This is a genomic window from Rhodovulum sp. 12E13, assembly GCF_003340565.1.
GTDB lineage: Bacteria > Pseudomonadota > Alphaproteobacteria > Rhodobacterales > Rhodobacteraceae > HLUCCA09.
In genome coordinates this window covers 22,262-38,941 of sequence record NZ_QPLK01000004.1, presented here as the reverse complement: position 1 = coordinate 38,941, position 16,680 = coordinate 22,262, and the positions used below count along the sequence as shown (strand labels likewise).

Here is a 16,680-nt window from a genome sequence, read left to right as displayed (position 1 = left end):
GGAATGTTCCCCGCTCATCCGGCCCGCGGGCGGCCGGACAGGCCCCGGCCACGCGGCCGCGTCGGCCCTCTCAGCCGAGCCAGCCTTCCAGCCGTTCGAGCGTGTCCTTCGTGATCGACTGCAGGTCGCCCGCGAGATCGAGATAGGGGCAGGGCTGGCCGAGCCGCTTTTCCATGTCGGCCATCCCGAAGACGTCTGGGCCGGAGAGCTCTCCCAGCTCGTCCCACGTCACCGGAACGGCGACCGGGCCGCCGGGGCGGGCGCGCAGCGAATAGGGGGCGATCGCCGTCGATCCGCGCTCGTTGCGCAGCCAGTCGACAAAGATCCGGCCCTTGCGCCTGGCCTTTGCCATCTTCGCCACGAAGCGGTCGGGGTCTTCCTCGGCCAGACCGTGCGCCAGCGTCGAGGCAAAGCCCTTGACCGTGTCCCACCCGGCGATGCGGCGGAGCGGCGCCCAGACATGCACGCCCTTGCCGCCTGTCACCAGCGCGCCCGAGCGTATTCCCAGCGCCTCGAGCCGGTCGCGGATCTCGAATGCCGCGGCGCGAGTGTCGCCCCACTCGACACCCTCGCCAGGGTCGAGATCGAACACGAGGCGGTCGGGCCGCTCAAGCCGGTCTGCCCGCGCGCCCCACATGTGCACCTCGAGCGTGCCCATCTGCGCCGCGGCCACGAGCCCCTCGGTGTCGGAGATGGCGATGTAATCGGCCATGTCTCCGTCCTTTTCCTCCACCTCGACCGTGCCGATGGCAGCGGGCAGGCCCTGCCCTGCGTGCTTCTGGAAGAAACACTGCTTCGCCATCCCCTCAGGGCAGCGCACGATCGACAGCGGGCGGCCCTCGATGATCTGCGCCATCCGCGCGCCGACGCGCTCGTAATGGCGCGCGACGTCGAGCTTGGTGCAGCCCGCCTCCGGATAGACCTCGCGGCCCGGGCTGCTGATCGCGATCCCGGCGACTTCCTCGGGGTCGTCCATGCTGCTCTCCGGCGTCTCGACCGTCACCTCCGCCGCATCCTTGTCGCGCCGCAGCCCCTGGTAGCTGGCATGGCGGACATGGCCGTCGGCAGTGAACTCGGTGAAGGCTATCTCGACCACCGTGTCGGGTCGCACCCATTCCGCCTCCCGCGCGACGCTTCCGGGCACTTCGGCGAAGGGCGACGTCTTGCGCGATGTCAGCGCCGTGTCGATCTCGTCGAAGTCGCGCTCGGAGAAGCCGGTGCCGACCCGACCGCGATAGACGAGCTTTCCGTCCTCCCAGGTGCCGAGCAGGAGCGACGCGAAGGGCCGCCCCGGCTTGTCGGAAGGCGAGCGCCCACCGACGACGAATTCCTGGCGGTGGCCACATTTCACCTTGCGCCATGTCCTGGTGCGGGTGGAGCGGTAGGGCGCGTCGGCCTTCTTCGAGACGATCCCCTCGGCGCCTGCCCGGCATGCGGCGGCGTAGACCTCGGGCCCCCGCCCCACGACATGCTCGGACATGCGCAGCGGCCCGCCGGGCGGCAGCCCCTCGACCAGCCCGCCGAGCAGGCCGCGCCGCTCCTTCAGGGGCTTGGCCGTCAGGTCGACGCCGTCGAGCTCCAGCAGGTCGAAGGCGAAGAAGACGAGCGCCCCGCCCTCCGACAGCGCGCGCTGCAGCGAGGAAAAGGCCGAGCCCTCGATCTGCGCCGCCATCACCTCGCCGTCGATCAGGGCGCTGTCGCAGGGCAGCGAGTCGAACGCCCCGGCGAGCGCGGCGAACTTGTCCGTCCAGTCCTTGCCCGAGCGGGTGTAGAGCGTGACACCTCCCTTCCCCAGCGCGGCGAGGGCGCGGTAGCCGTCGAACTTCGTCTCGTGCCACCATGCGTCGCCCTCGGGCGCGTCGCTCACGAGCGTGGCGAGCTGCGGCTCGCGGAAGCTCGGCGCCTTGTGCGAGCGTGCCTTGCCGCGCGGCTGCTTCGGTGTCTCTCCGTTCGCGATCTGCTTCATCGTCCGCCCGGTGCGGACGGAGCGGGAGTACCCTCCGGTGAGCGCGTCGGCCTCGCCCGTCTCGCCGCCCCTCTCCTTGATGAGCAGCCAGTTCTCGCGCGTGTCGTCACCCTTCATCCGCACCAGCACCCAGTGGCCGCGCATCCGGCGGCCGTGCAGGTCGAGCTTGAGCTCGCCCGAATCGAGGCCCTCGTCCACGTCGCCGCGCGGCTCCCACGTGCCCTCGTCCCACAGCATGACGGTGCCGCCGCCGTATTCGCCCTCCGGGATGGTGCCCTCGAAGTCGGCGTAGTCGAGGGGGTGATCCTCCGTCCGCACGGCGAGGCGCTTCTCCGAGGGGTCGGGGCTGGGGCCCCTGGTCACGGCCCACGACAGGAGCGCGCCGTCGTGCTCGAGGCGAATGTCGTAGTGCAGGCGGCTTGCGTCGTGCTTCTGCACCACGAAGCGGCGGCCCCCGCCGGCACCCTGCCGGGGCGCGTCGACCAGGCCCTCGGGCTCGGCCGTGCGGGCGAAGTCGCGCTTTTCGTGGTAGCGGTCGAGACGGTCGCGGGCCATCACGACGCCTTTTTGCGCCGCGAGCCGGATGTCGACCCGCCCGACCTTGTGTCGCCCGACGCCTTCTGGCCGCCGGGCCGCTTGCGCCTCTTGCCCTTGCCGCCTCCCGCCTCGTCCTCGTCCTCGTCCTCGCCGAGGCTGCGCTTGAGAGCGGCCATGAGATCGACCACGTTCCCGCCCTCGGGCCGCCGCTCGCCCTCGCCGATCTCCACCCGCTCGGCCTTGCCGCTCCGGCGCTTGGCCTCGATCAACGCGCGCAGCCCCTCGGCATAACGATCCTCGTAGGCCGAGGCGTCGAACGGCGCGGTCTTGCGGTCGATCAGCGAGGTGGCCAGCTCGAGCAGCTCCTCGTCGGCCGCCTCGTCGGCGATGTCGCGGAACATCGGCTCGGCGTCGCGCAGCTCGTCGGGGTAATACAGCGTCTCGAGCAGCAGGCCGTCGCCGCAGGGGCGCAGGGCGGCGAGGTATTCCTTGCCCCGCATCACGAGCTGGCCCAGCCCTGTCTTTTCCGCCCGCCGCAGCGCGTCGCGGAGAACACGGTAGGCATCCTGCGCAAGCTCGTCGGTCGGGACCACGTAATAGGGACGGTCGAAGTAGAGCGGCGGTATCTCGGTCGCGCCGACGAACTGCACCAACTCCAGCGTCTTCTTCGTCTCCAGACGGATGGCCTCGATCTCGTCGGGTTCGAGCAGCAGGTATTCGCCCTCGCCGGTATCGTAGCCCTTGACGATGTCGTCGCTCTCGACCGGGCCGATACCCGGCACCGTCCTCTCGTGGCGCACGGGCCTGCCCGAGGGGGCATGGATCTGGCGGAACGAGACCTTCGATCCCGTGTTGCGCGCCGAATAGACCTCGACCGGGATCGAGACCAGCGACAGGCGCAACTGACCTTTCCAGACGGCGCGCGGCGCCATGGGCCTCTCCGTGGATGAACAGGCCGGGTCAACGCGGATGGCGGGCATTTGTTCCCCACCTGCGATCGTGCCGGGCGCCCGGAGCAGCCTAATGCGACCGGGGGCATCACGTGCCGTCCGCCTCAGGGGGTGACGTGCGCGCACCCAGCCCTTACTCTCTGCCCATGTCCCTCGCCGACGCTGCCCGCGCCCTGCACCTGATCGCCCCGCCGAGCCCGCGCGAGACGGCGTCGGCCACCGGCGGCCGCCCTGCCAGGCCCCGGCCGGGGCCCGTGCTCATGGGCGACATCCACGGCGCGCGGATGGGCAGGCCCGACCTGCTGCTGCTCTGGGCGCGGTGGGAGGAGGCGGCCCGCGACAGCGAGGACTAGCCCTCGCCCGCCATCGCCGCCTCGACCATCGCGCGCACATCCTCGACCAGCGCGGCGCCGTCGAGACCGCGGGCGGTCACCTGCTCGATCCACGCCTCGGTCACCTCGGCGCCGATTGCCCGGATCTCGTCGGTCGCCTCCTCGGACAGCGTCGTGATGGCATTGCCGGCTGCGGCCATCTCGTCGCGCCCCTCGACGTCGCCGGTGTCATGGGCCCGGCCAGCCCAGCGGCTGGCCATCAGCCCCGAGTTGGCGTCGATCACCGCCTTGAGATCGTCGGGCAGCGCCTCGTAGCTGTCGCGGTTCATCGCCCAGAGGAAATAGAGGTTGTAGAGCGCCCGGTCGCCGGCCACGTCGGTATGGCTGTCGGTCAGCTCGTCGAGCTTGAGCGAGGGCGACATCTCCCACGTGATCACGCCGCCGTCGAGCACGCCCTGCGCCAGCGCCTCGGGAAAGGCGGGCACCGGCATGCCGACGGGCGTGGCGCCAAGCCGCTCGAGTAGCAGCGTGGCGGGGCGCGAGGGGCCGCGCAGGCGCAGGCCGTCGAAATCGGCCACGCTCTCGACCGGCGCGCCCTTCTTGTGGACGATGCCGGGCCCGTGCATGTGCGCGGCGATCAGGTGCACGTCGGTGAAATCGTCGGCGAGATACTTCTGCGTGAACTCCCACGCGATCGCGCTCGCCACCTCGCCCGATTTGGGCATCATGAAGGGCAGCTCCAGCGCCTCGGCCTCGGGAAAGCGGCCCGGCTGGTAGCCGGGGATCACCCAGCCACCGTCGATCACGCCGTCGCGGATCATGTCGTACTGGCTCTGCGCCTTTCCGCCCAGCGCCATCGCCGGGTAGAGCTCGACCTCGATGCGGCCGCCGGACTGCTCCTCGACGGCGTCGGCCCAGGGCTGCATGAAGTAGGTCGGGTTGGCCGACTTGGGCGAGACGAAGTGCTGGAAGCGCAGCGTCACCTCCTGCGCGGCGACCGGCAGGGCGGCGATGGACGCCAGCACGGCGCCGAGGACAAGACGGCGTGCGGGGCAGGCAGCTTTCATGGTCGTCACCTCTCGATGAGGGCTGATGGTCGCCGACAGCTAGGGCAGAACGGCGTGGATGGGAAGCCGGGCGATGCGGTCGTCGATCTCGGACACCAGCGCCGCGAAGCGCGGGTCGCGCGGCCCGCCGAGGGTATCGCGAAAGGTCTGGATCGTCATCGGCGGCGGCAGGCCGGCAAGCGCGGGGATCACCGAGTCCTCTCCTTCGATCCGTCCCGCCAGCCCTTGCAGGGCATCCGCAGGCGAGTCGAGCAGGCGCACCGCCAGCGCGCGGCCCGACCGCTGGGCGACGAGGTGGGAGGGATCGAAGAACCGGGCGTCAGGGCCGGTCAAGGCCGCCCCGGTGCGCACCGGTTCGAAACGGCCGAGCGTATGGTGGCGCCCGATGGCCTCGAGCGCGGCAGCGGTCAGGAAGCGCCGTGCCAGGTCGGCCCGGCCGTGCAGGCCGGCGCCGCCACAGGGCGTCTCCGCCAACGGGACCGGCCTTGCCATGACGCCTTGGGGGAGCAGCTCGCCAAACCCGTAGCGCAGCCCGTGCGTGCCGCAGAGCCGGCCGAGCGCCACCAGTGCCGCCGCCATCTCGCGCCCCGGAGCGTCGGCCGCGGTGGCGCGGTCTGCCGCCAGGTGGAGCGGCTCCCGGAGCAGGGAGGCGAGCGAGGTGTTCGGTTCGGCCGTGGCAGCGGCCCGCACCGCCTGCTCGTAAGGTGCGAGGTCGTCCACGCCCAGAACGGCCGCGGCGGCCTCGGCCGGGCCGACGCGCAGCATGGCCGCGACCGGCCGGGTGGTCAGCCGTGACACGCTGTCGAGCCGTCGCGCCGCCCGCTCGCCGAAGCGAGCACGGAGGGCGGCCCGCCCGAGCGCCAGCGCCGCAGCGGGCTCGAGCTGGATGCGCCCGACGGCGACCCTGCCCAGACGCGGCGCCCCGCCGAAGTCGGGAACCCGCACCGACACGTTGACCCATGGCCCCATCCCGATCAGGCGCAGCGGCACCGAGCCCCTGAGCGTGAGCGCCCCCTCCTCGAGCACGGCCTCCGACCGCGCTCCCGGCACTGCGCGCTCGGCCAGCCGTGCCAGCGCCGCCACCTGCCCCGGCTCGAGGATCAAGGTGTGCGGCGCTGCACCCGGCGCCGTCGCCGCGCGAAGGCGCTCGGCCGCGGCACGCGCGGTCTCGATCTCGGCGCGGGTGGGCGGGGGGCTGTCGGGCAAGAGGGGATCGGGCTCGACCAGCAGAACCGTCGCCAGAGCCCCGAGCGCGATCGCTGCGAGCACGAGACCGGCGACGATCCGGAAGATCCAGCGCATGCGCCCGTGCCCCGGCGCCCGGTCAGCCGTAGGTCGGGTGGAAGCGACCGGCCGGCGAAAGGGTGAAGATCTCCACCCCGTCTTCCGTCACGCCGACCGAGTGCTCGTATTGCGCCGAGAGCGACTTGTCGCGGGTCACCGCCGTCCAGTCGTCGGCGAGCACCTTGGTCTCGGGGCGGCCCAGGTTGACCATCGGCTCGATGGTGAAGAACATGCCCGGCTCCAGCACCGGCCCGGTGCCCGGACGGCCGTAATGCAGCACGTTGGGCGGCGCGTGAAAGACGCGCCCCAGCCCGTGTCCGCAGAAGTCGCGCACGACCGACATGCGGTTGCCCTCGACGAAGCTCTGGATGGCGTGGCCGATGTCGCCGAAGGTGTTTCCGGGGCGCACCGCCGCGATGCCGCGCATCAGCGCCTCGTGCGTCACCTCGATCAGCCGCTCGGCCTTCCGGGGCAGCTTGCCCGCGACATACATGCGGCTCGTGTCGCCGAACCAGCCGTCGAGGATCACGGTGACGTCGACGTTGAGGATGTCGCCGTCCTTCAGCACCTTCTCGCCGGGTATGCCGTGACAGACGACGTGGTTCACGCTGATGCACGACGCGTGCTGATAGCCCTTGTAGCCGATCGTGGCCGATTGCGCGCCGGCCTCCGTCACCATGCGCTCGATCTCGGCGTCGATGGCCCCCGTGGTCTGGCCCGGCTCGACCATGGGGATGATCGCGTCGAGGATCTCGGCCGCGAGCCGGCCGGCCCGGCGCATGCCCTCGAAATCCCCCGGCTCGTAGAGCTGGATCCCGTCTTTCGTCAGCTTGCCGCGCGTCTCGTCCACCGGCCGAAAAACCCCTTTTGCTTCCGCGGCGCAACATAGGCCGCCATGCGGCCAAGCGCCACCCGCCCCTGTCACGCCTGCGGCAAGGGGTCCACCGGCAGGGCGGGGCCGAGAGTGACGCTTTCGCGGTCGATCACGCAGGTGTGACAGAGCATCTCGACGCCGGCCGCGCGGGCCGCGTCGAAGGCCGCCGCATAGGCGGGGTCGAGATCGGCGGCCATGCGCAGGCGCGCGCAGTCGGTGCGCTGCACGAGATAGAGCATCACGGCCCGGTGCCCCCGGACCGCCATGGCGGATAGTTCGGCGAGATGACGGGCGCCACGGGCAGTGACGCTGTCGGGAAACTCGGCCCAGTCGTCGGTGCGGCGGAGGTGGACGTTCTTCACCTCGACCCAGGCGTCGGGCAGCCCCGGCTCCGTCAGGAGGAAGTCGACGCGGCTCGCGGCACCATACTTCACCTCCGGCCTCACCGTGCCGTAGGCGGCTAGCGGCCCGATGGCGCGGGCGTCCAGCGCCTCTTTCACCACGCGATTGGGCACGGCGGTGTCGATGCCCGACCAGTGGCCGCCCGGCAGCTCGACCAGCCGCCAGCCCCAGCGCAACTTGCGCCTGGGGTCGTCGTTGGGCTCGAGCCAGATGCGCATTCCCGCCTCGGTGAGGCCCATCATGCTGCCGGGGTTGGGGCAATGCGCGGTCACGACCTCGCCGCCCTCGAGCTCGGCCTCGGCAAGGAAGCGGTTGTAGCGGCGGATCAGCCGCGCCGGGACGAGCGGGGTAGGAAAGCGCATGGCCCTGCCCTACAAAGCCATCCTGACCGGAACAAGGCGCGCCATGACCGACGACAGACCCGCGACCGCCCTGCCCACCGCCGCGATGCTCGTGATCGGAGACGAGATATTGTCGGGGCGGACACGCGACGCCAACATGCACCACCTTGCCGGCGAGTTGACCAAGCACGGCATCGCCCTGCGCGAGGTGCGTGTGGTGCCCGACGAGCCGGCGGCCATCGTCGCGGCGGTGCGGGCGCTGGCGGGGGCCTACGACACCGTTTTCACGTCGGGCGGCATCGGGCCGACGCATGACGACATCACCGCCGACGCCATCGCCGAGGCCTTCGGCCGGGCGATCGGGGTGCGCGAGGATGCCCGCGCGGTCCTGGCCGCACATTACGAGCGCACGGGGCTGGAACTGAACGAGGCACGCCTGCGCATGGCGCGCATCCCCGACGGGGCGACGCTGATCGACAACCCGGTAAGCGCGGCGCCCGGCTTCACGCTGGAGAACGTGCACGTCATGGCCGGCGTGCCCGCCATCTTCGAGGCTATGGTGGCCTCGGTGCTGCCGACGCTGACGGGCGGTCGGCCGTTGCTCTCGCAATCGCTGCGGGTCGAGCGGGGCGAGGGCGACATCGCCGGGCCGCTGGGCGAACTCGCGGCGGAATTCCCCGACCTGTCGTTCGGCTCCTACCCGTCGCAGCGGGGCGGGGTCTTCGGCGCGACAGTGGTGGTGCGCGGCGTCGACGGTCAGCGGGTCGACGCGGCGATGCAGCGGCTCGCGGCGCTCTTCCCCGAGGCGCTGGCGTGAGCCTCGCAGCGGCAGAGGCAGCCTCGGCCGAGGCGGTCCTTGCCGCGCTCGAGGCCACGTGGCCGCCGCTGCGCTGGCACGAGGCGCCCGGCTGGCGCGTGGCCGAGGGCGCGGGCGGGGGCAAGCGCGTCTCGTCGGGCGTGGCGCTGACGCGAGGGGCCGAGCCCGCCGCGCTGGTCGCCGCGCAGCGGGCGCTGGGCCAGCCGGCGCTCGCCATGATCCGCCCGGGCGACGACGCGCTCGACGCCCGCCTCGATGCCGAGGGCTGGCGGGTGGTCGATCCGACGGTGGCGCTCGCTGCCCCGGTCGCGCGGCTGGCCGAGGTGCCGCCCCCCCTCGCCGCCTTCGAGGTGGCGTGGCCGCCTCTCGCGGTGCAGGCCGAGATCTGGGCCGGAGGGGGCGTCGGCGCCGCGCGACTCGCGGTGATGGAGCGCGCCGCCGCGCCGAAGCTCGCCCTGCTCGGCCGGGCCGACGACAGCCCCGCGGCGACGGCCTATGCAGCGTGCCACGGCAGCCTCGCGATGGTGCACGCGCTGGAGGTGCTGCCCGCGATGCGGCGCAAGGGTATCGGGCAGCACCTGATGAGGGCCGCCGCCCTCTGGGCCCGGCGGCAGGGGGCAGAGGCGCTCGCCGTGCTCGTCACCCGCGCCAACGCCCCGGCGCTCGCGCTCTACCGCGGTCTCGGGATGGAGCAGGTCGCGGGCTACCACTACCGGCTGAGGGAGGAGAGCCCATGACCGAAGCAGACCGACCCACCGCGCTCGACCTGCCCCCGGTCGACCCGCTGCCGGAGCATGTCGCGGCGTATTTCGCCAAGTGCGAGGACAAGCTCGGCCTGGTGCCGAACGTGCTGCGCGCCTACGCCTTCGACACCGCGAAGTTCGACGCCTTCGCGGCGATGTACAACGACCTGATGCTGGCGCCCTCGGGCCTGTCGAAGCTGGAGCGCGAGATGATCGCGGTGGTGGTGAGTTCGGTGAACCGCTGCTTCTACTGCCTCACGGCGCATGGACAGGCGGTGCGGGCGCTGTCGGGCGACCCGGCGCTGGGCGAGCACCTCGTGATGAACTGGCGCACCGCCCCGCTCGAGCCGCGCCAGCACGCCATGCTGGCCTTCGCCGAGAAGGTCACGGTGGAGAGCGCCAAGGTGGAGGAGGCCGACCGCGAGGCGCTGCGCGCGCACGGCCTGACCGACCGCGACATCTGGGACGTGGCCGCCGTCGCCGCCTTCTTCAACATGACCAACCGGCTCGCCTCGGCGACCGACATGCGCCCCAACCCGGAGTATCACGCGCAAAGCCGATGAGGGGCGCGCTGCTCTCCGCCCTGGTGGGCATGCTGCCCGGCGCCGCGTCTGCGCAGGAGGCGTTTCCACCCCTCCCGCCGCTCGCGTCGCTCGTGGTCGACCGCGACGAACCGCAGGGCGCGGTGAACCTGCCGGTGACGGTCTGGCAGGCGGGCGAGGTGCAGACGATCCGCGCCGAGGGCACCGTGCACAGGCAGGTCTGGCAGATCCCCCAGCCGGGGCTGACGCCCGCGCAGCTCATGGCACCGATCCGCGACGCGCTCGAGGGAGAGGGCTACGCCGTCCTGCTCGACTGCGCGGCGGACGCGTGCGGCGGCTTCGAGTTCCGCTTCGCGACCGACGCGCTGCCGCCCCCCGAGATGTATGTCGATCTCGGCCGCTATCGCTACCTGTCGGCGCAGAAGAGCGCGCCGGAGGGCGCGCGGTGGCGCGCGGTGATGGTCAGCGCGACGCAGGCGCGCGGCTTCGTTCAAGTCACCTCCATAGGGCCGGAGGAGGCGCGCGAGACGCGCGACGAGGCCGATGCCTTGCCGCGCGCCCCGGGGGAGCTTTCCCGCACGCTGGCCGAAGAGGGGCACGCGGTGCTGTGGGACGTGACGTTCGAGACCGGCGAGACGGCGCTCGACGCGGGCGGCTTCGCCTCGATCGATGCGTTGGCGCTGTGGCTCGGCGACAACCCCGGGGCACGGGTGGCCCTGGTGGGCCACACCGATGCCGAGGGCGGCCTCGCCGCCAATATCGACCTCTCGCGCCGGCGGGCCGCGGCGGTGCGCGACCGGCTGGTGGCGGAGCACGGCATCGCGGCAGAGCGGTTGTCGGCCGAGGGGGTGGGCTGGCTCGCGCCGCGCGCCACCAACGCCACCGAGGCGGGGCGCGAGGCGAACCGGCGTGTCGAGGCGGTGGTGGCGGAGCGCTAGATCACCGGCGGGCGGGCGTCACCACGCGGTGTCGCTCTTGTCGGCGAACTTGCGCACGAGGAAGTCGATGAAGGCGCGCACCTTGGGCTGGGTGAACCGCCCCGGCGGATAGACCGCGTAGATGCCCAGGGGATCGACCGGCAGGTCGGGAATGGCCTCTTCCACCAGGCCGTCGCGCATCGCGTCGGCGTAGAGGAAGGTAGGCAGATAGGCGATGCCGAGGCCGGCGATCGCGGCGTTGAGCAGCGATTGCCCGTCGTTGACCGTCAGCCAGCCCGAGGTGCGGATCTGCCGCTTCTCGCCCGAGGGGGCGGTCACCTTCCACAGGTTGCCGTTGGACTGGTTGGAATAGTGCAGCAGCTTGTGCTCGTTGAGGTCGTCGATCCGCATGGGCCGGCCGAAGCGCTGGAAGTAGCTCGGCGACGCGATCATGCGCTTGGTGGTCGCGGCGAGCTTGCGGGCGCGCAGCGTGGAATCCTCCAGCTCGCCGATCCGCACCGCCATGTCGAACCCTTCGGAGATCAACTCCACGTAGCGGTTGTTGAGCACCATGTTCACGGTGATGTCGGGGTATTCCTGCAGGAAGTCGCCGATCACCGGCGAGAGGTGATTCACCCCGAAATCGGTGGCGACCGAGATGCGCAGCAGGCCCGACGGCGCGGATTGCATCGCGGTGACGAGCGCGTCGGCCTCGCCCGCATCGTTCAGCACGCGGCGGGCCCGGTCGTAGTAGGCCAGCCCGATCTCGGTCGGCGAGACGCGGCGCGTGGTGCGGTTGAGCAGCCGCGCGCCCAGCCGCGCCTCGAGCGACGAGACGTGCTTGGAGACGGCCGACTTCGAGATCCCCATCTTCTTCGCGGCGTCGGTGAACCCCCCCTGGTCCACAACGGTGGCGAAGGCTTCCATTTCCGTCAGTCTGTCCATCCCGCTTCCCCGCACACCCCTGCCCCCACGGGTGTGATTGACCCCGTGATGGCGGCGGAATGGGGCAGGAAAGCGGCGCTCGCCCGACAATATCGGGAAGCCGTCCGGCACCGTGGCGCGGGTGGAAACAGCAGCGCGTGGCCGTGCCGGGGGCGCTCCCGCCTCCTCTCTCGGCCTTGCGGCCGCTCGCTCCGTTGGGTCCGGCGCCGCGCGACCGCGCGGCGCGGACGCGCCCCGAAGCCGCCGTCGCGCGGGCGGAAGAGTGGAACTGGGGGCTCGGACGCACCCGCGCGGGTGGTGATCCGCTCCGCATCCGTCCTCGACTGCCGCAGCGTCAGACGTACGGTCCTCGACGAGCAAGTGGAACGGCCGTCTCCCCGCGCTTGCCGCGCGAAGCCCCTCGGCGATTCCGCTTGCCCGGCTGCCGGCCTGCCTGCCGCGCGTGGGTCGCCGAGGACGGCTCCGGAGCGGATCGGCGGCTGCTTGGGTGTTGCCGCCCGGGCAGGAGACGCAGGGCGGCGGTCGCGCTGCCGGCAGCTCAGAGCGTGGCGCCGAGACGGGCGCCCTGGTCGATGGCGCGCTTGGCGTCGAGCTCGAGCGCGACATCGGCGCCGCCGATGACATGGGCCGACGTGCCCCGGGCGGCGAGCGCGTCGGCAAGGCGTCGGTCGGGCTCCTGACCGGCGCAGAGCACGATGGTGTCGGCCGCGATCAGCTCCTCGCCCTGGCCCGTCTCGATGAGAAGGCCCTCGGGCACGATTCGGCGGTAGCCGACGCCGGCGCGCATCTCGACTCCGAGCATCCGCAGCTCGGCGCGGTGGATCCAGCCGGTCGTCTTGCCGAGGCGCTTGCCCGGCTTCTCGGCCTTGCGCTGCAGGAGCGTGATGCGGCGGGCCGGCGCGTCGGGCCGGGGGCCCTCGGGGGCGAGGCCACCGGGCGTCTCGGCGGGGTCGCCCACGCCCCATAGGCGCCGCCAGTGGGCGAGGTCGAGCGTCGCGCTCTCGCCCGGGCGGTGAGCGAGGAACTGCGCGGTGTCGAAGCCGATGCCGCCGGCGCCGACGATGGCGACGCGCGCGCCCACTTCCGCCCCGTTCTGCAGCACGTCGATGTAGGACAGGACGTGCGGCGCCTCCTGCCCGTCGATGCCCGGGTCGCGGGGCAGGACGCCGGTGGCGATCACCACGTCGTCGTAGCCAGCCAGGGCCTCGGGGTCGGCCATGGCGCCGAGGCGGGTCTCGACGCCGAGGGCGGCGAGCATCGTCTCGTAATGCGCCACCAGGCCGTGGAACTCTTCCTTGCCGGGAATGCGGCGGGCCATGTCGAGCTGGCCACCGATGCGCTCGGCCTTCTCGAAGAGCGTCACGGCATGGCCGCGCTCGGCAGCGACCAGAGCGGCAGAGAGGCCGGCTGGGCCGGCACCGACCACGGCGATGCGCCTGGGCTGCGTGGCCGGCTGGTAGCGCAGGTCGGTTTCGTGGGCGGCCCGCGGGTTCACCAGGCAGGTGGCGACCTTCATCTGGAACGTGTGGTCGAGGCAGGCCTGGTTGCAGGCGATGCAGGGGGCGATCTGGCCGCTCCGCCCCTCGGCCGCCTTCCGCACGAAGTGGGAGTCGGCGAGGAAGGGGCGCGCCATCGACACCATGTCGGCGCAGCCCTCGGCGAGCACCTCTTCGGCCACCTCGGGCGTGTTGATCCGGTTCGACGTCACCAGCGGCACCGAGACCTCGCCCATCAGCTTTTTCGTCACCCAGGCGAAGGCGCGGCGGGGCACGGAGGTGGCGATGGTCGGTATGCGCGCCTCGTGCCAGCCGATCCCGGTGTTGAGGATCGAGGCGCCGGCCCGCTCGACGGCCTTGGCAAGCTGCACCACCTCGTCCCATGTCGAGCCGTCGGGCACGAGGTCGATCATCGACAGGCGGTAGATCAGGATGAAGTCGTCGCCCACCGCGGCGCGCACCCGGCGCACCACCTCGAGCGGCAAACGCATCCGGTTGTCAAAGGCGCCGCCCCAGCGATCCTCGCGCCTGTTGGTGTGGCGGACGAGGAACTGGTTGAGGAAGTAGCCCTCAGACCCCATCACCTCGACGCCGTCATAGCCCGCCTCGCGGGCGCGGGCGGCGGCGGTGGCGATGTCGGCGATCTGCTTCTCGATGCCGGCCTCGTCGAGCGCCTTCGGCGGGAAGGGCGAGATGGGCGACTTGATGGCCGAGGGCGCCACCGCGTCGGGCGAGTAGGCGTAGCGGCCGGCATGGAGGATCTGCATGGCGATGCGGCCACCGGCGGCATGCACGGCATCGGTCACCGAGCGGTGGTTGGCGATGTCGGCGGCCGTGAACAGGCCCGCCGCACCGGGAAAGACGCCACCCTCGCGGTTGGGCGCCATGCCGCCCGTCACCATCAGCCCGACGCCGCCCTCGGCCCTCTCGGCGTAGAAGCGGGCGACGCGGGGCCAGTCGCCCGTCTCCTCGAGCCCGGTATGCATCGACCCCATGAGCACGCGGTTGGGCAGCGTGACGTGGCCGAGATCGAGCGGGCGGAAGAGGTGGGGGTAATGGGTCATGGCGGCCTCCCTGGCGGCCGGGTTGTCTCTGCCGCGCCGCGGCCTGTCACGCGCAACGCGGCGTCACGGCTCGGCCCGCGGGCGGTGGCTGACGGTCAGGTCGGTCAGGACCAGGCCCGCACCGTTCGGGCGCTCGACGATCAGGTCGATCCAGCCGGCGGTGACCGGCGCATGTGAGAGACCCATGTAGGCGAGATCGAACTCGGCGAGCAGCAGGCCACCCGCGATTCGCGCCGGGCGCGGCTGCTGCGCGGTGTTCGGGCCGTGGCGCAGGTTGAGCCGGCCGAGAAGCGGGCGTTCGGCGGTCAGGTGCGCGCGGGCGGCAAGCGTGACGACGCGGCGCGAGGTGAGACCCGCCACGCCCTCGGCAGACAGATCGACCGCAAGTGAGACGAAGAGGCCGGCACGCTCCTCCCCCCAGAGAGCGAGGCCTCCGGCCCCCGGGGCGATCACGGCGGCCGGCGGCGCGCCCTCGTGGAACACCTTGAGCCCGGGCGCGACCGGACGGCCCGGCTCAGCCCAGCGGCCGGGCCAGAGATGCGCGCCGCCCGTGGCCAGGTCGGCCCGCCACGCCCAGCTCGTGCCAGGGGGCCAGGGCCAGCCCTCGGGCGGAGCGATCATCCGCAAGGCGATGTCAGAGGTCCATGTAGACGTGTTCCTCGGCCTTGCCGCCGGGGTGGGTGACGGCGCCCCAGCGCGCGCCGCCCACCAGCCTGGCGAACTTGTGGATGGCGCCGGTGGCATAGATCGTCTTGCGGGGGCCGGGCCATGCCTCGCGGCGCTTGGCCAGCTCCTCGTCGGACAGGTCGACCGAAAGCGACCCCTTCACCGCGTCGATGGTGATCATGTCGCCGTTCCGCAGCATCCCTATGGGGCCGCCATGCGCGGCCTCCGGCCCGACATGGCCCACGCAGAAGCCGCGGGTCGCGCCCGAGAAGCGGCCGTCGGTGATGAGCGCCACCTTCTTGCCCATGCCCTGGCCCGACAGCGCGGCGGTGGTGGCCAGCATCTCGCGCATGCCGGGGCCGCCCGCGGGCCCCTCGTTGCGGATCACGATCACCTCGCCTTCCTCGTAGCCGCGCGCCTTGACGGCGGCGAAGGCCTCTTCCTCGCTGTCGAAGACGCGGGCGGGGCCGGTGAACACCTGATCCTCGGGCGCGATCCCGGCGACCTTCACGATGGCGCCGTCGGGGGCCAGATTGCCCGAAAGGCCGACCACGCCGCCCGTCTTCGACAGCGGCTTGTCGATGGGGTAGATCACCCGGCCGTCGGCTTCGCCCTCGATCCGGTCGAGCTCCTCGCCGATGGAACGGCCCGAGGCGGTGATGCAATCCTCGTGGATCAGGCCCGCCTTGCGAAGCTCCTTCATCACCACGGGCACGCCGCCGGCGTCGAACAGGTCTTTCGCGACGTACTGCCCGCCCGGCTTGAGATCGACGAAATAGGGCGTGTCGTGGAAGATCTCGCAGACGTCGAACAGGTCGAAGTCGATGCCCGCCTCGTGCGCGATGGCCGGCAGGTGGAGACCCGCGTTGGTCGACCCGCCGGTGCAGGCGACGACGCGGGCGGCGTTCTCGAGGCTCTGGCGGGTGACGCAGTCGCGCGCGCGGATGTTCTGCTCGATCAGGTTCATCACCGCGGCGCCGGACGCCTCGCCGTAGCGGTCGCGGCTCTCGTAGGGCGCGGGCATGCCGGAGGAGTTCATCAGGGCAAGCCCGATCGCCTCGGAGACGCAGGCCATCGTGTTGGCGGTGAACTGGCCGCCGCAGGCCCCGGCCGAGGGGCAGGCCACCCGCTCGAGGATCGCCAGCGCGGCATCCGACAGGGTGCCGTTCTGGTTGCGGCCCACCGCCTCGAACATGTCCTGCACGGTCAGGTCGCGGCTCGCGAAATCCTCCGGCACGTCGGCGCCCGCGGGCACCCGGCCCGGCAGGATCGAGCCGCCGTAGATGAAGACCGAGGGCACGTTGAGGCGCACCATCGCCATCATCATGCCCGGCAGCGACTTGTCGCAGCCGGCAAGACCCACCAGCGCGTCGTAGCCGTGGCCGCGCACCGTCAGTTCCACCGTGTCGGCGATCGCCTCGCGCGAGGGCAGCGACGAGCGCATCCCCTCGTGGCCCATGGCGATGCCGTCGGTCACGGTGATCGTGGTGAACTCGCGCGGCGTGCCGCCCTCCGACTTCACCCCCAGCTTGACCGCCTGCGCCTGACGGGCGAGCGCGATGTTGCAGGGCGCGGCCTCGTTCCAGCAGGTGGCGACGCCGACGAAGGGCTGGTCGATCTCCTGCTCCGACAGGCCCATGGCGTAGTAGTAGGAGCGATGCGGCGCGCGCTCCGGCCCCTGCGTGGTGTGCCGGCTCGGCAGCTTCGACTTGTCCCACTTGCGCTTGAGCATCTGTC

At 72.0% G+C, this 16,680-nt stretch carries 15 protein-coding genes; 5 read left to right on the top strand and 10 right to left on the bottom strand.

What is annotated here, in order from left to right; translation table 11 throughout:
• Nucleotides 1–70: 70 nt before the first annotated feature.
• Both ligD and DLJ49_RS04705 read right to left on the bottom strand, forming a co-directional pair.
• Nucleotides 71–2,521, bottom strand: a complete 2,451-nt coding sequence (gene ligD, locus DLJ49_RS04710) for a DNA ligase D (protein WP_115392380.1) — start codon at nt 2,519–2,521, stop codon at nt 71–73.
• Nucleotides 2,521–3,435 carry a non-homologous end joining protein Ku gene (locus DLJ49_RS04705; protein WP_115392379.1) on the bottom strand — a complete coding sequence of 305 codons (915 nt, stop codon included), beginning with the start codon at nt 3,433–3,435 and terminating at the stop codon, nt 2,521–2,523. Before DLJ49_RS04705 ends, ligD begins: the two co-directional genes overlap by 1 nt.
• 164 nt (nt 3,436–3,599) lie before the next feature.
• On the opposite strand from DLJ49_RS04705, the gene DLJ49_RS04700 reads away from it, so the two are divergent.
• Complete coding sequence (locus DLJ49_RS04700) at nt 3,600–3,806, top strand: hypothetical protein (protein ID WP_115392378.1); 207 nt, start codon at nt 3,600–3,602, stop codon at nt 3,804–3,806.
• Here DLJ49_RS04700 and DLJ49_RS04695 read toward each other — a convergent pair.
• The 4 genes from DLJ49_RS04695 to sfsA all read right to left on the bottom strand — a co-directional run bounded on the left by DLJ49_RS04695 (nt 3,803) and on the right by sfsA (nt 7,774).
• The gene (locus DLJ49_RS04695; protein WP_115392377.1) at nt 3,803–4,852 is read right to left on the bottom strand and encodes a TRAP transporter substrate-binding protein; all 1,050 of its coding nucleotides are present in this window, start codon (nt 4,850–4,852) and stop codon (nt 3,803–3,805) included. The genes DLJ49_RS04700 and DLJ49_RS04695 overlap by 4 nt on opposite strands.
• A 39-nt stretch (nt 4,853–4,891) precedes the next feature.
• Nucleotides 4,892–6,154: a hypothetical protein gene (locus DLJ49_RS04690; protein WP_115392376.1), complete on the bottom strand. Its 1,263-nt coding sequence runs from the start codon at nt 6,152–6,154 to the stop codon at nt 4,892–4,894.
• Between the two features lie 22 nt (nt 6,155–6,176).
• Nucleotides 6,177–6,986 carry a type I methionyl aminopeptidase gene (gene map / locus DLJ49_RS04685; RefSeq protein ID WP_115392375.1) on the bottom strand — a complete coding sequence of 270 codons (810 nt, stop codon included), beginning with the start codon at nt 6,984–6,986 and terminating at the stop codon, nt 6,177–6,179.
• 71 nt (nt 6,987–7,057) lie between these two features.
• On the bottom strand, nt 7,058–7,774 hold the full coding sequence (gene sfsA, locus DLJ49_RS04680; protein WP_115392374.1) for a DNA/RNA nuclease SfsA: 717 nt from the start codon (nt 7,772–7,774) through the stop codon (nt 7,058–7,060).
• A 43-nt stretch (nt 7,775–7,817) separates the two neighbouring features.
• On the opposite strand from sfsA, the gene DLJ49_RS04675 reads away from it, so the two are divergent.
• Genes DLJ49_RS04675 through DLJ49_RS04660 form a run of 4 tightly spaced genes read left to right on the top strand, consistent with a single transcriptional unit; the run spans nt 7,818 to nt 10,793 of the window.
• The gene (locus DLJ49_RS04675; RefSeq protein ID WP_115392561.1) at nt 7,818–8,570 is read left to right on the top strand and encodes a competence/damage-inducible protein A; all 753 of its coding nucleotides are present in this window, start codon (nt 7,818–7,820) and stop codon (nt 8,568–8,570) included.
• Nucleotides 8,567–9,307 (top strand): GNAT family N-acetyltransferase, encoded by a 741-nt coding sequence (locus DLJ49_RS04670; RefSeq protein WP_115392373.1) that lies wholly within the window; start codon nt 8,567–8,569, stop codon nt 9,305–9,307. Before DLJ49_RS04675 ends, DLJ49_RS04670 begins: the two co-directional genes overlap by 4 nt.
• Complete coding sequence (locus DLJ49_RS04665) at nt 9,304–9,876, top strand: peroxidase-related enzyme (protein ID WP_115392372.1); 573 nt, start codon at nt 9,304–9,306, stop codon at nt 9,874–9,876. The genes DLJ49_RS04670 and DLJ49_RS04665 overlap by 4 nt, the downstream gene beginning before the upstream one ends.
• Nucleotides 9,873–10,793: an OmpA family protein gene (locus DLJ49_RS04660; RefSeq protein ID WP_115392371.1), complete on the top strand. Its 921-nt coding sequence runs from the start codon at nt 9,873–9,875 to the stop codon at nt 10,791–10,793. Before DLJ49_RS04665 ends, DLJ49_RS04660 begins: the two co-directional genes overlap by 4 nt.
• Nucleotides 10,794–10,811: 18 nt before the next feature.
• Here the strand turns inward: DLJ49_RS04660 and DLJ49_RS04655 are convergent, their stop codons facing one another.
• The 4 genes from DLJ49_RS04655 to ilvD all read right to left on the bottom strand — a co-directional run bounded on the left by DLJ49_RS04655 (nt 10,812) and on the right by ilvD (nt 16,675).
• Nucleotides 10,812–11,717: a LysR family transcriptional regulator gene (locus DLJ49_RS04655; protein ID WP_115392370.1), complete on the bottom strand. Its 906-nt coding sequence runs from the start codon at nt 11,715–11,717 to the stop codon at nt 10,812–10,814.
• A 538-nt stretch (nt 11,718–12,255) separates the two neighbouring features.
• A complete protein-coding gene (locus DLJ49_RS04650; RefSeq protein ID WP_115392369.1) occupies nt 12,256–14,277 on the bottom strand; it encodes an NADPH-dependent 2,4-dienoyl-CoA reductase in 2,022 nt (673 codons plus the stop codon).
• 63 nt (nt 14,278–14,340) lie between these two features.
• The gene (locus DLJ49_RS04645) at nt 14,341–14,898 is read right to left on the bottom strand and encodes a DUF6478 family protein (protein WP_115392368.1); all 558 of its coding nucleotides are present in this window, start codon (nt 14,896–14,898) and stop codon (nt 14,341–14,343) included.
• Between the two features lie 13 nt (nt 14,899–14,911).
• The gene (gene ilvD / locus DLJ49_RS04640) at nt 14,912–16,675 is read right to left on the bottom strand and encodes a dihydroxy-acid dehydratase (RefSeq protein WP_115392367.1); all 1,764 of its coding nucleotides are present in this window, start codon (nt 16,673–16,675) and stop codon (nt 14,912–14,914) included.
• Between the last annotated feature and the right edge of the window lie 5 nt (nt 16,676–16,680).

Coding starts and splice junctions, on each gene's coding strand:
- ligD (WP_115392380.1), bottom strand. CDS start 2,521: ATGGCCCGCGACCGTCTCGACCGCTACCACGAAAAGCGCGACTTCGCC.
- DLJ49_RS04705 (WP_115392379.1), bottom strand. CDS start 3,435: ATGGCGCCGCGCGCCGTCTGGAAAGGTCAGTTGCGCCTGTCGCTGGTC.
- DLJ49_RS04700 (WP_115392378.1), top strand. CDS start 3,600: ATGTCCCTCGCCGACGCTGCCCGCGCCCTGCACCTGATCGCCCCGCCG.
- DLJ49_RS04695 (WP_115392377.1), bottom strand. CDS start 4,852: ATGAAAGCTGCCTGCCCCGCACGCCGTCTTGTCCTCGGCGCCGTGCTG.
- DLJ49_RS04690 (WP_115392376.1), bottom strand. CDS start 6,154: ATGCGCTGGATCTTCCGGATCGTCGCCGGTCTCGTGCTCGCAGCGATC.
- sfsA (WP_115392374.1), bottom strand. CDS start 7,774: ATGCGCTTTCCTACCCCGCTCGTCCCGGCGCGGCTGATCCGCCGCTAC.
- DLJ49_RS04675 (WP_115392561.1), top strand. CDS start 7,818: ATGACCGACGACAGACCCGCGACCGCCCTGCCCACCGCCGCGATGCTC.
- DLJ49_RS04665 (WP_115392372.1), top strand. CDS start 9,304: ATGACCGAAGCAGACCGACCCACCGCGCTCGACCTGCCCCCGGTCGAC.
- DLJ49_RS04660 (WP_115392371.1), top strand. CDS start 9,873: ATGAGGGGCGCGCTGCTCTCCGCCCTGGTGGGCATGCTGCCCGGCGCC.
- DLJ49_RS04655 (WP_115392370.1), bottom strand. CDS start 11,717: ATGGACAGACTGACGGAAATGGAAGCCTTCGCCACCGTTGTGGACCAG.
- DLJ49_RS04650 (WP_115392369.1), bottom strand. CDS start 14,277: ATGACCCATTACCCCCACCTCTTCCGCCCGCTCGATCTCGGCCACGTC.
- DLJ49_RS04645 (WP_115392368.1), bottom strand. CDS start 14,898: ATGATCGCTCCGCCCGAGGGCTGGCCCTGGCCCCCTGGCACGAGCTGG.
- ilvD (WP_115392367.1), bottom strand. CDS start 16,675: ATGCTCAAGCGCAAGTGGGACAAGTCGAAGCTGCCGAGCCGGCACACC.